Origin of the sequence: Pararhodobacter zhoushanensis (assembly GCF_025949695.1) — a bacterium.
GTDB classification, from domain to species: Bacteria; Pseudomonadota; Alphaproteobacteria; order Rhodobacterales; family Rhodobacteraceae; genus Pararhodobacter; species Pararhodobacter zhoushanensis_A.
The window spans coordinates 2,984,974-2,999,575 of sequence record NZ_JAPDFL010000001.1 but is presented as its reverse complement, the minus strand read 5'-3'; the positions used below and the strand labels follow the sequence as shown (position 1 = coordinate 2,999,575).

Genomic DNA, 14,602 nt, shown 5'->3' with positions numbered 1-14,602 from the left:
ACCGCTGACCGCAGCGGGTCTGTGACCTGATCACCGCGCTGAGCGCTTAAAGCGCCACAGCAAGACGGCGCAGCGCAGCGGGATCGAGCAGCGCGACGCGTCCGCGATCCGTGCTGACCATCCCGCGTCTGGCCATCGCTTCCAGCCTGCGCGAGACCACCTCGCGCGCCGAGCCGATGCGCGCGGCGAGCTCGGCATGGGTGGCCTCGACGATACCGCCATGCCCGCCCAGATCCAGCAAGGCCCCGGCCAGCCGCGCCTCGACTCGGGTGAAAGCGACGCGCTCGAGCAGCTGGGTCATGTCGTTCATCCGCGTCGCCAGCGCGTGGAAGACGAAGCCGCGAAACGCCTCGGACCGGGCCATGAGCGCGTGGAACAGCGCAGCGGGGATCACCGAGACGCGCACCGGGCCGACACAGACCGCTTCGCCGGAATAGGCGTCATCGCCCAGAAGCCCCAGCGTGGTCTGGATGCAGCTCTGGCCCGGCTCGACGGCGTAGAGCAGGATCTCGCGCCCGTTGGGGCCGGTGAGGCTGACCTCGATCCGGCCCGAGAGCACCATGGCAAAGCCCTGCGGACGGTCGCCGGGGGAAAACAGATGCGCACCGTTTGGCAGCACCTGAACGGGTAGGGCGTCAAGCCGCGCGCGGTCCTCGGCATCCAGTCCGGGGAGCGCGGTGCCTGCCCATCCCATCAGGCGCGCCCGCGCTTCTCAAAGCGGGGGAGCATGGCCGAGAAGTCCATGCCTTTGCCGTCCTCGGCTTCCACGAACTGCTGATAGAGCGCGGCGGCCAGCTGACCCATAGGCGTGTCGGCATCGGCGCTTTCCGCCGCTTGCTGGCTCAGGCGCAGGTCCTTGAGCATCAGCTCGGCGGCGAAACCGGGTTTGTAGCCGTTGTCGGCGGGCGATTGCGGGCCAACGCCCGGCGCGGGGCAATAGGCGTTCATCGACCAGCTGTAGCCCGACGAGGTCGAGACCACATCGAACATCTTCTGCCGGTCCAGCCCCAGCTTGTCGGCCAGCGCGAAGGCCTCGCAGGTGGCGATCATGGTGACGCCAAGGATCATGTTGTTGCAGATCTTGGCCGACTGGCCCGCGCCCGCCGCGCCGCAATGCACGGCCTTCTGGCCCATGATCTCGAACAACGGCTGCACAGTGGCGAAGGCCGCATCGCTGCCGCCGACCATGAAGGTCAGCGTGCCGTTGGTCGCCCCGCCCGTGCCGCCCGAGACCGGCGCATCCAGCGCGCCCAGACCGGCGGCCTCGGCCTGCGCGGCGACGGCTTTGGCGCTGTCGACATCGACGGTCGAGCAGTCGCAGAGCACCGCACCCGGTTTCATCGCCGCGATGATCTGGTCGGCCACGGCGCGCAGGATCGCGCCATTGGGCAGCATGGTGATGACCACATCGGCGCCCGTGGCCGCCTCGGCGGCCGACGCGGCCATCGTCACGCCCGCGGGCGTGGCCTGAGTGTCAAAGCCGGTGACGCTGTGCCCGGCCTTGATCAGATTGGCGGCCATGGGCGCGCCCATATTGCCCAGACCGATAAAGGCGATGTTCATGATGCTCCTCCTCAAAAGCGGGGGGCCGAGCGTGGGCTCAGCCGGATCTCAGCCAAAACTCAGCTCGTCGCGGCCCAGCGTGGCCAGCAGGGCGGCGACCTCGGCGATGGTGACATCGGCGGGGGCGGCGTGCTTCCAGTGCGGGGTGCGGTCCTTGTCGATGATCTGCGCGCGCACGCCCTCGATGAAGTCGGATTTTTCCATGGCGCGCCAGGTCCAGCGGTATTCCTGCTTGAGCGCCTCTTCCAGCGAACGGGGCGAGGGGCGCAGCAAAGCCAGCGTACTGGCCATCGACAGTGGCGAGTTGCGGCCGATCGCCTTGAGCGCCGCTTGCGCGATGGCGCTGGGGTCGCTGCGCAGATTGTCGATGATCTCGGTCACGGTCGAGGGCGCAAACAGCCGGTTGATCCGCGATTGCTCAACCGCCATCGGGCTGGCCGGATCGGCGTGCCGGGGCAGGGTGCCGACATCGCCGGTCTCGATCAGCGCGGCCTTGGCGCTGTCCCAGGCGGCCTCAGGCACGAAGCGGTCGGCGAAACCGGCATGGATCGCGTCGCCCGGTCCCATGCGCGCGGCGGTCAGCGCAAGATACACCCCCAGCTCGCCGGGGGCCTGACCCAGCAGCCAGGTGCCGCCGACATCGGGGATCATGCCGATGCCGCATTCGGGCATCGCCATCTGCGTGCTCTCGCCGACGATCCGGTTGCGCGTGTGGCAGCCATAGCCGACACCGCCGCCCATGACGAAGCCGTGCATGAAGCTGACCACGGGCTTGGCATAGGCGGCCATCAGGCAGTTCATGCGGTATTCATCACGCCAGAAATCGCGCCCGGCGGCGTAGTCGCCGCGCTTGCCCGCCGCCGTCACCTGCGCGATATCGCCGCCCGAGCAAAACGCCCGCTCGCCGGCGCCGTCGAGAAGGATCACCGACACCTCGGGGTCATCGGCCCAGTCGCGCAGCGCCTGCGTGGTCTGCAGGCAGATGCCATGCGTCAGCGCGTTCAGCGCCTGCGGGCGGTTCAGCGTCAGACGACCGGCACGGCCCTCTTTGCGCACGATCACTTCGGGTTCAGACATGGATTTCCCTTAGCCGCGTTCGGCCAGCAGCGCCCGGACGGTGATCAGGCGCATGATTTCATTGGTGCCTTCGAGGATCTGATGCACACGCAGATCCCGCACAAGCTTTTCGATGCCATAATCGGCCAGATAGCCATAGCCGCCATGCAATTGCAGGCACTGATCGGCGATGCGGCTGCCGGCTTCGGTGACGAATTTCTTCGCCATGGCGCAGAACTTGGTCGCGTCGGGGGCTTTGGTGTCCAGCTTCCACGCCGCCTGCCGCAGGAAGACCCGCGCCGCCTGCAGTTCGATCTCCATATCGGCAAGGCGGAATTGCAGCGCCTGAAACTGGTCGATGCTTTTGCCAAACGCCTTGCGCTCACCCATATAGGCCAGCGTCTGGTTCAGCGCCGCCTGCGCGCCGCCAAGGCTGCAGGCCGAGATGTTCAGCCGCCCGCCATCCAATCCGATCATCGCGTATTTGAACCCGTCGCCCTCGCCCCCGACGAGGTTGTCGAGCGAAGTCACGCAATCATCAAACTGCACCTGTCGGGTCGGCTGGCTGCGCCAGCCCATCTTGTCCTCAAGCCCGCCAAAGCTGAGCCCGGGTGTGCCCTGCTCGACCACCACGGTCGAGATGCCCTTGGCCCCCGCATCGCCGGTGCGGCACATGACGACATAGGCGTCGGAATACCCGCCGCCCGAGATGAAGGCCTTGGTGCCGTTGAGCCGGTAGCCCGCGTTGGTCTTTTCGGCCCGCGTGCTCAGCGCCGCCGCGTCCGAGCCCGCGCCGGGTTCGGTCAGGCAATACGACAGCAGTTTTTCCATTGTCACGGCGGGGGCCAGGATGCGGGCCTTCACATCTTCCGAGCCGAACTTGTCCAGCATCGCCGCGCACATGTTGTGGATCGACAGGAAGGACGCGACCGAGGGGCAGGCCATGCTCAGCGCTTCAAACACCAGCGTCGCATCCAGCCGGGTCAGCCCGGTTCCGCCATTCTCTTCGCTGACATAAAGCCCGCCCAGACCCAGTTCGGCCAGCTTCGGCCACAGATCGCGCGGGATTACGCCCTCGGCTTCCCATTGTCGGGCAAAGGGCGCGATGTGTTCCTGCCCAAAGGCATGGGCCATATCAAAAATGGCGGTTTGCTCGTCGCTTAGTGCAAAATCCATGCGCGGTCCTCTCTCCCCCAAGAATTGAACGCATGTTTAATTCTTGAATGTTGCACGAGTTTTGCAGCGCACCGGGACAAGCGCAAGGGGAGGCAGGTTTTGGCGCAGCGTCACGTTGAGAAGTGCCGCCGGCAGTGGCCCGTCAGCCCGCCGCCGAGAGCAACTCGTCCATCCGCCGCTCGGGCTGGCCCAGAATATCCAGCGCGTCGGATTCGTGGCGCTGGATGGTGGCCATGACCGAAGGGACGCCCTGCCACGAACGCAGCACCAGCTTGGCCATCTCATAGCCTTCATCATGGGGGGCATAGTAGACCAGCAAGGTCTGGATACCGTCGGCGGGCCGAAAGATCGCCGCTTTTTGCGCCTGCAGGGCCATCAGACGGACAAAGTCAAATTCGAACCCCGTCACCGCCGAAAGGTCCACCAGCTGCATCTGTCCGGGACGTCGCTGCGGATCGTGGATGTACTCGCCGATCACCGCGACGCTTTCGTCAAGCGTCACGAAGCCCTCATAGCGCACATAGACCAGCGCGCGGTCGGGCAGGATACGATACGTCGCGGACAAGTTGCACTCCGGCAGCCGGTGGCTTTCGCTCAGCGTATCGCGAAAATCCCCCGGCGCGAGCGCCAACTTGACCGCGACGTCAGGTTTTTAACCGGCAACGATGACCCGGGCGCGCATCGACGGGTGAACGGCGCAGAAATAGTCAAACGTACCGGCATTCGCGAAGGTCAAAGACGCGGTCTGGCCCTGCGACAGACGCCCGGTGTCCATGCCGGCGGAACGGAACGTGGCGGTGTGCGGCATCGAGTCATTGTTGGTAAAGGTGATGCTGTCACCGCGCGCGATGGTGATTTCGGCCGGTGAAAACGCCATGCCTTCGATGGCGATGGCATGGGTGGCCGCTTGCGCGCGTCCGGCAAGGGCAAGAGCCAGCGGCGTGGCAGCGAAAAGGGCCAGCGTCGAGCGGCGGGTCATCGTGGTCATAGAAAGCCTCCATGGAAGAAACGGCACTGCCTTGTACAGGCCGTCGATGCATCTTGCGCCAGCACGGGCGTCGTTACAGTTCCCCGGGGAACAGCCCTGAGATTCTTTGCCCTACCGGGTCGGCTCACGTGGCTCCATCATCAAGTACTCCTCATATAAACGCAACGGGCGCGATTTCCGCTGCCATCACGGCACTTTGATGCGGGTTGCGCGGTTGTGATGCCAGCGCCGCGCCTCGTTCTGAGCGGCTTAGACCGTTTGGGTGATGCGGCTGTCTGAACACTGTGGCGACGTGTCGCGACTTGCCCTGTTCCTGGAGGATTTATGGACCGTCGCAGTTTCACCACCCACGCACTTGCTGCCGCTTTGGGCGTCACCGGCCTGAGCGTGACCACGCTCAGCCCGCGCCCCGCCCGCGCGGAGCGGGCCGCGCTCACACCGCTCGCTACCGCCTCGCTGACGCGCGGGGGCGCGTGCAGGCCGAGGTTTACGCCGGACCCAGTGCCAATGAGCTCTATGTGATGACCCGTCGCGGCCGCGACGAGGTCTGGCAGCTCATCGAGATCCCATCGGGCGCTGATAGCGCGGCGCGGGCGATGGTCGAGGAAGGCAGAATTGGTGTGACGTTCGAGCAGGGCAGAACACGCGTCGAAGCCGAGGTGGCGTTGCGGCAATCGGGGCAGACCGTCAGCTTCAGCCTGAGAAATGGCGATCAGACGATTGAGGGCTCGGCCTCTGCGCCATCGACGGGTGAGCCGTCGCCGCAGTTCATCAACCTCGTACCTATTATCATCAACGTCATCGTGCTTTGCCTGTTGGCCATTGCGGCCGAGATCTACAACGCCACTTACGATATGCGCGTTCGATGCCGGCGGGGGGACTGCGGCTTTTTCGTTCGAAGCCGAGGTCAGGTGCCCAGCCCGATTGTGGAAGTTCCCGGTCGCTGAGCGCAGGGATCTTTCACTTGGGTATCCGGGCCGCCGATTGAGCGGCCCGGATAAAAGCAATGTCAGTCCATCGCTTTGAAGTTGAAGGCAGCGCCTTCCTTGATCCCGCTCGGCCAGCGCGCGGTGATCGTCTTGGTGCGCGTGTAAAAGCGGAACCCGTCCGGCCCGTGCTGGTTCAGATCGCCGAAGCCCGATTTCTTCCAGCCGCCAAAGGTGTGGTAGGCCAGCGGCACCGGGATCGGCACGTTGATGCCGACCATGCCGATGTTGATCCGGTTGGCGAAATCGCGCGCGGTGTCGCCGTCGCGGGTGAAGATCGCCGTGCCGTTGCCATACTCGTGGTCGATCGCCATCTGGATCGCCTCTTCATAGGTCTGCGCGCGCACCATCGACAGGACCGGGCCGAAGATCTCGGTCTTGTAGATGTCCATGTCGGTGGTCACGTGGTCGAACAGATGCGCGCCGACGAAGAAGCCGTCCTCATAGCCCTGCAGCTTGAAGTCGCGCCCGTCGACAACCAGATCGGCACCCTGTGCCACGCCGGTTTCCACCAGCCGCAGGATGTTGGCCTTGGCAGCCGCGGTGACGACCGGGCCATAGTCCACATCATTGCCCGCGGTCCAGGGTCCGACTTTCAGCGCCTCGATCTTGGGCACCAGCCGTTCGCGCAGGGCTTCCGCCGTGCCTTCACCCACCGGCACCGCGACCGAGATCGCCATGCAGCGTTCGCCCGCAGCGCCAAAGCCCGCACCGACCAGCGCGTCGGCGGCCTGATCCATGTCGGCGTCCGGCATGATGATCATGTGGTTCTTGGCACCGCCGAAGCACTGCGCGCGCTTGCCGGTCGCGGCCGCGCGGGAATAGATGTATTGCGCAATCGGGGTCGAGCCAACGAAGCCTACGGCCTGAACGATCTCGCTGTCCAGAATGCCGTCGACGGCTTCCTTGTCGCCGTTGACCACCTGCAGGATGCCATCGGGCAGACCGGCTTCCTTGCACAGCGCCGCGATCATCAAGGGGACCGAGGGGTCGCGCTCGGACGGTTTCAGGATCATCGCGTTGCCCGAGGACAGCGCCGGACCCATTTTCCACAGCGGGATCATCGCGGGGAAGTTGAACGGCGTGATGCCGGCAACCACGCCCAGCGGCTGGCGCATGGAATACATGTCGATGCCGGGGCCGGCGTTGTCGGTGTAGTCACCTTTGAGCATCTGCGGCGCGCCGATGCAGTATTCGATCACTTCCAGCCCGCGCTGCACGTCGCCCTTGGCATCGGGGAAGGTCTTGCCGTGCTCGGACGACAGCGCCTCGGCCAGCTTGTCCATGTCACGGTTCAGAAGGCCAACCAGCGCCATCATCACGCGGGCGCGGCGCTGCGGGTTGGTGGCGCCCCAGGCGACCTGCGCCTTGGCGGCGGATGCAATGGCGGCGTCGAGTTCAGCCTTCGAGGCCAGCGCGACCTTGGCCTGAACCTCGCCCGTCGCCGGGTTGTAGACATCGGCGAAGCGGCCCGACGTGCCCGCGACCATTTTGCCGTCGATCCAGTGTCCGAGTTCTTTCATAGCGTCCTCCTGTGGCTTTGCGCGCACAATAGGCTTGCAAAAATCAACTGAACAGAGGCAGTTTCCCAAAAGCCGTTTTGCAAGGATGCAAAGCCCTCTGAAAGTACGCCTGTGGCCGACTGGGACGATCTGAAGGTGTTTCTGGCCGTGGCGCGCGGCGAAAGCCTGTCGCGGGCGGGCCGGGTACTCAAGCTTGACGCCGCCACCGTGGGCCGCCGCGTCGCACGGCTTGAGCAGGCGCTGGACGCGCGGCTCTTTACCCGCTCACCGCAGGGCTATGTGCTGACGGATGAGGGCGGGCGACTGGTTGCGCATGCCGAAGCGATCGAAACCGCCATGGAACGCGCGGCCGAGGCGCTGGCGGGTCCGTCCGAGGGGATCAGCGGCCAGATCCGCATCGGCGCGCCGGATGGCTGCGCCAATTACCTGTTGCCGCAGGTGGTCGCCGGGATTGTCGCGCAAAATCCGGGGCTTGAGGTGCAGATCGTCGCCCTGCCGCGCGTGTTCAACCTGTCCCGGCGCGAGGCGGATATGGTCATCGCGGTGTCGAAGCCGGAACAGGGCCGGGTCATCGCCACCAAGATCACCGACTATCACCTGCATCTGGCGGCCTCGGACCGCTATCTGCGCGAGGCACCGCCGCTAAAGACGCTGGCGGATCTGCGCGCGCATCGGGTGATCGGCTATATTCCCGATATGATCTTTGACCGCGAACTGGATTATCTGGCCGATCTGGGGGTCGAGCAACCGCCGATGGCGTCGAATTCCGTCTCGGTGCAGCTGAACCTGATCCGGCAGGGTGCTGGCGTCGGCGTGGCGCATGATTTCGCGCTGCCTGCGGCGGCAGGGGTGCGGCGGGTTTTGACCTCAGACTTCAGCCTGACCCGCGCTTTCTGGCTGATCCGTCACGCTGATGACCGCAAACTGCCGCGTATCGAGCGGTTCGCCGCTGCGCTGGTCGCCGGAATGCGGGCCGAGATGCGGGCTTTGGAAGGTCAGTTGCAGGACGGGTAGGGCGGCTCTTCGCCGTCGGGGACGGTGCACAGATGGGCTAGCGTCAGCGCCTCGATCCGGGGCCGCCAGCGCGAGAAAGCCTCGCGGTCGAAGGCAGCGCGCGCGGGCGAGCGTTCGGCCCATTGCAGCGTGTAGCTGTCGGACGCGCCGACCATCACAAGGATCACCATTTCCTCGGCATGGTCGGTCCCGCGCACCTGCGAACAGCCCATATAGGCGGCGAAGGCCGCGCGGGCGCCCTGCGCGCCGGTGATCGGCAAGGGCAGGGCGTCCACCTCGGTCGCGCAATTGTCGCGGTAGCCGGTCAGGAAATTCACCGCGATGTTTTCACCCAGTGCGGCGGCCTGATCATCCCCATGGTTGGAGCCGACGGCCCGGTGCGCGGTGATCGTCTGCATTTGCTGCCAGTCTTCAACGCTTTGCCCCTCGGGCACCCATTCCATCAGGTAGAACCCGTCAGCGCGCTCGGCGTGAAAGGCGGGTTCGACGCCAAAGACAAGGGGATGTTCCAGCACCTGACCATAAAGCTGTTCGCGCGCCAGCATGACGTCTTGCGCCTGAGCGGGCACAGAGGAAGCGACAAGCACCGCGATGCTCAGAAATTTGGCGCGCATGACGTCCTCTAAATCCTGACCGGTCCAAAAGATTCTGCTGGAAAACAAGTCTTGACAGAATCCCGTGCAAAGTGCCGACTGTAAAGGACAAACAGGGACAAGGAGGTGCCCCATGCTTGTCAGTCAAATCCTGAAATCCAAGGCTGAGGGGGTCGTGACCGTCGCCCCCAATGCCACGCTGCGCGAGGTTGTCGAGCTGCTCTCGACCCGGCGGATCGGCGCGGTGGTGGTGTCCAGTGATGGCAAAAAGGTCAAGGGAATCGTGTCCGAGCGCGATATCGTGCGCGAACTGGGCCGCTCTGGCCCCGCCTGTCTGGACGAGAAAGTCGACAAGGTGATGACCCGGGCGATCTATGGTTGCGCGCCCGCAGATCTCGACGGATTCCGTGCTGGAAACCATGACCACCCGCCGCTTTCGCCATATGCCCGTCATGCAGGACAACCTGATGGTCGGCTTCATCTCGATCGGGGATGTGGTCGCGGCCCGATTGAGCGAGTTGCAAATGGAAAAAGACGCGCTGACCGGGATGATCATGGGCAATTGAGCCCTAGCCGACGCGCCCGTGGCAGGGTGACGCCGGGCGCGTCGGTGGTTTTTCTGCGCTTGCATCTTTTCACGCAATATTGTTGCGTGGCGTCGCACACACATCCGCAAGGGGGACGCGATGCGTATTGGGCTTTATCCGGGGACATTTGACCCACTCACCTTGGGACATATGGACATCATTACGCGTGCTTGCCCTATGGTGGACAGGTTGGTGATCGGCGTGGCGATCAACCGCGACAAGAGCCCGCTGTTCTCACTGGATGAGCGGGTGGCAATGGTCGAGGGTGAGACGGCGGCGCTGATCAAGAGCACCGGCGTCGAGATCGTCGTGCATCCGTTCGAGAACCTGCTGATCGATTGCGCCCGCGATGTGGGCGCGGGAATCATCATCCGCGGACTGCGTGCCGTGGCGGATTTTGAGTACGAGTTCCAGATGGTTGGCATGAACCGCGCGCTCGACGACAAGGTCGAGACCGTGTTCCTGATGGCCGACGCCCGCCGTCAGGCGATTGCCTCGAAGCTGGTCAAGGAAATCGCCCGACTGGGCGGCGAGGTCAGCAAATTCGTGCCCGCGCCGGTCAATACCGCCCTGCGTGAGCGGTTTGGCCCGGCCATCGAACGCGCCCCTGCACCCTAGGCATCACTCTGTCGTCAGCGCGTCGGGGTCGAGGGCCACGCCGCGTTTGGCGGCACTGTCGATGACGGCCTGACGCAGGCCTTTGTCAGCTTTCATCATCTTGATAAACTGCGCCTCGTCCAGCGTCAGCAGGGTGCAGCGGGTGATTGCCGTGGTCTGACCGCGCCGCAAGCCGCGTTTGAGCATGGCCAGATGCCCGAACATCTCGCCCGGTCCCAGCCGCAGCACCTGACCGGCGCGCACCTGCTCGACCGCACCCGATGAGATGAACCAGACCTTGCGCGGGATCTCGTCGCGTTTGAGCAGCACGGTGCCCGGCGCGGCATAGATCGTGCGCATCTCGCGCATCAACATCTTGCGGCGGTCCACCGGCATTTCGGCGAACAGCGGGAAGGTTGCGACCAGCGCCATGCGCTGAATGGCAAGGTCCAGCGTGGGCCGCTGCGATTGCGCACTGCGGCGTTTGGCGATGCCATTGGCCAGCGAATGGCGCAGCTCGGGCCCGACCAGCCCGTCATCGACCAGTGCGGCGTATTCGCGTTCCTCTTGCGCCAGAACCATCTGACGGATCAGGCGGCGTTCCAGTTCCTCGGCGTAGCCGGGGAACTGCAGGCGCAACCCGTCCAGCGCGCGATCCGCTTCGTCCATCCGGCGTTCGAGCAGATCGTGCAGCAGGTCGCCCACGCGCTTGCCGTGAATGCGGCGGATGCGGGTATCGATGAAGCCGTGCAGTTCGCGCAGGGTCGGGGCAAGGGCGACGAGATGCTCAAAGCGATCAGCCGTCTGGCGGGCCAGCGGGCCGGTGATGCGCAGCCGGTTGTGCAGGAAGGTCGCCAGCGCCTGCGCGCGCCCCGAGCGTTGGGTCAGACGCGCCGTGGTCAGATAGCCCAGACGGCCCCCGGTGCGCGTGCCTTCGATCAGGCGGTCCGCGTCGGCCACCATTTGCGTCGCCAGCCGCGCGGGCAGCATCCCGTCGCGGAAGCCTTCCAGCACCAGATCACGCTCGCGCCCGGCCAGCGCCACCAGCCCCAGCGTGATGCGGTCACGGTCGGCGATCTCGGCCCCGGCATCGGCGGCCTTGACCGCTTCGTCCACGCGTTCGGCAAAGCGTTTGGCCTCATCACGCACCGTTTGCGGTGCCAGTCCGAAATCGCGCGCCGTGTCGCTGACCGTCTCGCGCACCGATTGCAGCGCAACCGCGACGACCTGCGCCGAGAGCGCGACATCGATGGCCGACAGTTTGTCCAGCCCCAGCCGGTTGATCACCCAGCGCAGCGTCGTACCCTGCACCATCAGGGTATAAAGCGTGAAGCCGGTGGCGATGATGCCGACCTGCCGCTTGATATCGACGGGAATGCGGAAACTCTCGGTCACCGCCAGGGCCAGCGCCAGCGTCACCGCACCGCGCAGACCGCCCCACAGGATCGCTGCGCGTTGTCGGCGCTCGACCTTGGGTGACAGTTTCAACTTGCCCAGCAGCGGCAGCAGGCCGAACAATATCAGCGCCCGCGCGGCCAGCGAGGCCAGCACGGTGACGGCGACCAGCACCAGATCGAAGGGCCGCACATCCGACAACAGGCGCGGGATCAGGATGGCGGCCAGCACGAAGATCAGGCCTCCGGACCAGTAGCCGAGCAGATCCCATGTATCCTCGAGCTTGGCGCGGCTGGGAGGCGACAGCGAGCCGGGCGCGTGGAAGTTCAGCGCCAGCCCGGCAGCCACCACGGCGATCACGCCGGACACACCCAGCAGCGTTTCGGCAATGATATACGTCAGATACGGCAGCGCGACCGACAGCGAGACTTGCCCCAGCGGGTGATCATCAAGCGGTGCGAGCCCGGCCAGTGCCAGCCGCCCCGCGACCCAGCCGGTCACCGCACCGCCGACCACCAGCCACGGGAATTGCACGGCGACATCGCTGAGGCGCGGGTTGGGAATGCCGTAGGCGACAAAGGCAAAGAACAGGGAGAACAACGCAATGGCGGCGGCGTCGTTGAGCAGGCTTTCGCCCTCGACGATCCGCGCCAGTCGCTGGGGCGCAGGTGTTGCGCGGAAGATGCCGACAACGGCCGACGGGTCCGTGGTCGACACGATCGCGCCGATCATCAGGCAGGCCATGATCGGCAAGCCCGACAGCGGGAACAGCGCCCAGCCCACGGCCATGGTGCTGACCACCACGGCGACGACGGCCAGCAGCAGGATCGGCACCCAGTCATCCAACATCCGGCGCAGATCAATGGTCAGCGAGACCTGAAAGATCAGCGTCGGCAGGAAGACATAAAGGAACAGGTTCGAGCGGATCGGCAGGTTCTGGATCATCTCGCCCGCGGCCTCGAGCATCGGCGAATCCGGCAGGGCCAGCACCGAGGCGGAAACCGCGCCGATGGCAATGCCCATCAGCGCCAGAACCACCGTGGCGGGCAGGCGCAGACGGTTGGCGACCGGCTCGGACAGGCCGATGATCGCAAAAAGAATGGCGGTGAGGGCTACAACGGCAACGAGGTCCATGTCCTTAAGATAAAAGCAAAACCCCCGGCGCACAGTGGCCGGGGGGTCAAATTTAGGACAAGTTCTGCAACAATTGCGGATCAGGCAAGTTTCCCGATCGCTGCCGCCGTATCGAGCATCCGGTTAGAGAAGCCCCACTCGTTATCGTACCACGCCAGAATGCGCACCATGGTGCCGCCCATCACCTTGGTCTGGTCCAGCGCGACGATGGACGAGCGGCGGTCATGGTTGAAGTCGATCGAGACATTCTTGAAATCTGTGACGCCCAGAATGCCCTTCAGCGGGCCGTCGGCGGCCGCGGCGCTGATGGCTGCGTTGATTTCCTCGACCGTCGTCTCGCGCGCGGCTTCAAAGGTCAGATCCACCGCCGAGACGTTGGGCGTCGGCACGCGGATCGCCACGCCGTCCAGCTTGCCGTTCAGCTCGGGCAGGACCAGCCCGACGGCTTTGGCCGCACCGGTCGAGGTGGGGATCATCGACAGCGCGGCGGCGCGGGCGCGGTAGAGATCCTTGTGCATCGTGTCCAGCGTCGGCTGATCGCCGGTGTAGCTGTGGATCGTCGTCATGAAGCCCTTGGTGATGCCGACGGTGTCATTGAGCACCTTGGCCACGGGTGCCAGACAGTTGGTGGTGCAGGACGCGTTCGAGATGATCTTGTGCTCAGCCGTCAGCGTAAGGTGGTTGACGCCGTAAACGATGGTGGCGTCAGCGCCTTTCGACGGGGCCGAGACCAGCACGCGGGTTGCGCCGTTCTCAAGGTGCACCTTGGCCTTGTCGGCGTCCGAGAAAATGCCGGTGCATTCAAGCACGACATCCACATGCTTCCACGGCAGTTCGGCCGGGTTGCGGATCGCGGTGACCTTGATCGGGCCGGCGCCCAGATCCATCCAGTCGTCGCCGGTGGTGATCTCGCCGTCATAGCGGCCATGGACGCTGTCAAAGCGGATCAGATGGGCGTTGGTTTCGACCGGGCCCAGATCGTTGATGGCAACGACCTCAAGATCGGTGCGCTTCTGGTCCATCAGGGCGCGCAGGACGAGGCGGCCGATGCGGCCGAAACCGTTGATGGCGAGGGTGGTGGTCATGGTGCAACTCCTCGGTCCCCGGGGTTGAGCAAGCCAGGGCCTTTGTTTGCGCTAACAACACAGAACGCCGCAAAAGTCAAGGTCATGATGGCCGCAGCCGGGGTCCTCAGGTCAGGGTGCCCGCAAAATCAGCGCGGTTGCGTGACGATGATCGCGCCGCGATCCGTTGCCACCACGGTGTGTTCATACTGCACCACCGGCGCGCGCGGATCGCTGTAGAGCGTCCAGGCGTCATCGCCCTGCTCGGCCCAGAGCCCGCCCTTGGACAAGAACGGCTCGACCGTCAGCACCAGCCCCTTGGTGATCCGCCGCTTGTCGCGCGTGGGCCAGGTGGCGATCTCTTCGGGGTATTCGTGCAGGCTGCGCCCGACGCCGTGGCTGGCAAGGTTGCGGATCAGCGTATAGCCGCGCTGTTCGGCAAACTTGCCGATGGCATTGCCGATCCCGGCCAGCGGCTTGCCACTGCCGACCTGCGCGATGCCGATCTGCATGGCGCGCTTGCCATCGCGGCACAACTGGTCGAGCGAGGGTTTGACGGGCAGCAGGCGAAAGGTCGCGCCGGTATCGGCAAAGAACCCGTTCTTCGAGGCCGAGACGTCAATGTTCACCAGATCGCCCGCCACCAGAACCCGCTCGCCCGGGATGCCATGCGCGATCTCTTCATTGACGCTGATGCAGGTCGCGCCGGGGAAATCATAGGTGCTCTCAGGGGCCGACACCGCGCCGTCCCGCTCCAGCAGCCCGCGCCCGATGGCGTCCAGCTCGGCCGTGGTCATGCCCGGCTCCATCGCTTTGGCCATGGCGTGCATGGTGTTGGCCACGATACGGCCGATTTCCTTCAGGCCGTCGAGTTCGTCTTCTTGGGTGATGGTCATGATCGCGGTCTCACAGGCAAGGCGGGTCGG

14 protein-coding genes and 1 pseudogene are annotated in these 14,602 nt (G+C 65.1%); 4 read left to right on the top strand and 11 right to left on the bottom strand.

Annotated elements, in window-relative coordinates:
* Window positions 1-46: 46 nt before the first annotated feature.
* From OKW52_RS15015 to OKW52_RS14990, 6 genes are all read right to left on the bottom strand, one after another.
* Window positions 47-694, bottom strand: coding sequence for a Crp/Fnr family transcriptional regulator (locus tag OKW52_RS15015; protein WP_264506426.1), 648 nt, complete (start codon window positions 692-694; stop codon window positions 47-49).
* Window positions 694-1,563, bottom strand: a complete 870-nt coding sequence (mmsB, locus tag OKW52_RS15010; RefSeq protein WP_264506425.1) for a 3-hydroxyisobutyrate dehydrogenase — start codon at window positions 1,561-1,563, stop codon at window positions 694-696. Before mmsB ends, OKW52_RS15015 begins: the two co-directional genes overlap by 1 nt.
* A 48-nt stretch (window positions 1,564-1,611) precedes the next feature.
* A complete protein-coding gene (locus OKW52_RS15005) occupies window positions 1,612-2,640 on the bottom strand; it encodes an enoyl-CoA hydratase/isomerase family protein (RefSeq protein WP_264506424.1) in 1,029 nt (342 codons plus the stop codon).
* A 9-nt stretch (window positions 2,641-2,649) separates the two neighbouring features.
* Complete coding sequence (locus tag OKW52_RS15000) at window positions 2,650-3,795, bottom strand: acyl-CoA dehydrogenase family protein (protein ID WP_264506423.1); 1,146 nt, start codon at window positions 3,793-3,795, stop codon at window positions 2,650-2,652.
* Between the two features lie 142 nt (window positions 3,796-3,937).
* Complete coding sequence (locus tag OKW52_RS14995) at window positions 3,938-4,360, bottom strand: hypothetical protein (protein ID WP_264506422.1); 423 nt, start codon at window positions 4,358-4,360, stop codon at window positions 3,938-3,940.
* 87 nt (window positions 4,361-4,447) lie between these two features.
* Entirely contained in the window at window positions 4,448-4,783 is a 336-nt protein-coding gene (locus tag OKW52_RS14990) for a cupredoxin domain-containing protein (protein ID WP_264506421.1), read from the bottom strand.
* Window positions 4,784-5,304: 521 nt separating this feature from the next.
* Between OKW52_RS14990 and OKW52_RS14985 the strand changes: the two genes are divergently transcribed.
* Window positions 5,305-5,730 (top strand): hypothetical protein, encoded by a 426-nt coding sequence (locus OKW52_RS14985; RefSeq protein WP_264506420.1) that lies wholly within the window; start codon window positions 5,305-5,307, stop codon window positions 5,728-5,730.
* Between the two features lie 62 nt (window positions 5,731-5,792).
* On the opposite strand, the gene OKW52_RS14980 is transcribed toward OKW52_RS14985, so the two are convergent.
* On the bottom strand, window positions 5,793-7,292 hold the full coding sequence (locus OKW52_RS14980; protein WP_264506419.1) for a CoA-acylating methylmalonate-semialdehyde dehydrogenase: 1,500 nt from the start codon (window positions 7,290-7,292) through the stop codon (window positions 5,793-5,795).
* Between the two features lie 111 nt (window positions 7,293-7,403).
* Between OKW52_RS14980 and OKW52_RS14975 the strand changes: the two genes are divergently transcribed.
* Window positions 7,404-8,306: a LysR family transcriptional regulator gene (locus OKW52_RS14975; RefSeq protein ID WP_264506418.1), complete on the top strand. Its 903-nt coding sequence runs from the start codon at window positions 7,404-7,406 to the stop codon at window positions 8,304-8,306.
* Here the strand turns inward: OKW52_RS14975 and OKW52_RS14970 are convergent.
* Window positions 8,288-8,920: a hypothetical protein gene (locus OKW52_RS14970; RefSeq protein WP_264506417.1), complete on the bottom strand. Its 633-nt coding sequence runs from the start codon at window positions 8,918-8,920 to the stop codon at window positions 8,288-8,290. The genes OKW52_RS14975 and OKW52_RS14970 overlap by 19 nt on opposite strands.
* A 112-nt stretch (window positions 8,921-9,032) precedes the next feature.
* Between OKW52_RS14970 and OKW52_RS14965 the strand changes: the two are divergent.
* Window positions 9,033-9,465, top strand: a pseudogene (locus tag OKW52_RS14965) (CBS domain-containing protein).
* A gap of 120 nt (window positions 9,466-9,585) precedes the next feature.
* Entirely contained in the window at window positions 9,586-10,104 is a 519-nt protein-coding gene (gene coaD / locus OKW52_RS14960; RefSeq protein ID WP_127107409.1) for a pantetheine-phosphate adenylyltransferase, read from the top strand.
* A gap of 3 nt (window positions 10,105-10,107) precedes the next feature.
* Here coaD and OKW52_RS14955 read toward each other — a convergent pair whose 3' ends face one another.
* From OKW52_RS14955 to map, 3 genes are all read right to left on the bottom strand, one after another.
* A complete protein-coding gene (locus OKW52_RS14955) occupies window positions 10,108-12,612 on the bottom strand; it encodes a cation:proton antiporter (RefSeq protein WP_264506416.1) in 2,505 nt (834 codons plus the stop codon).
* Between the two features lie 80 nt (window positions 12,613-12,692).
* Window positions 12,693-13,697: a type I glyceraldehyde-3-phosphate dehydrogenase gene (gene gap / locus OKW52_RS14950; RefSeq protein ID WP_264506415.1), complete on the bottom strand. Its 1,005-nt coding sequence runs from the start codon at window positions 13,695-13,697 to the stop codon at window positions 12,693-12,695.
* A gap of 128 nt (window positions 13,698-13,825) precedes the next feature.
* Window positions 13,826-14,572 (bottom strand): type I methionyl aminopeptidase, encoded by a 747-nt coding sequence (map, locus tag OKW52_RS14945; protein ID WP_264506414.1) that lies wholly within the window; start codon window positions 14,570-14,572, stop codon window positions 13,826-13,828.
* Window positions 14,573-14,602 lie beyond the last annotated feature (30 nt).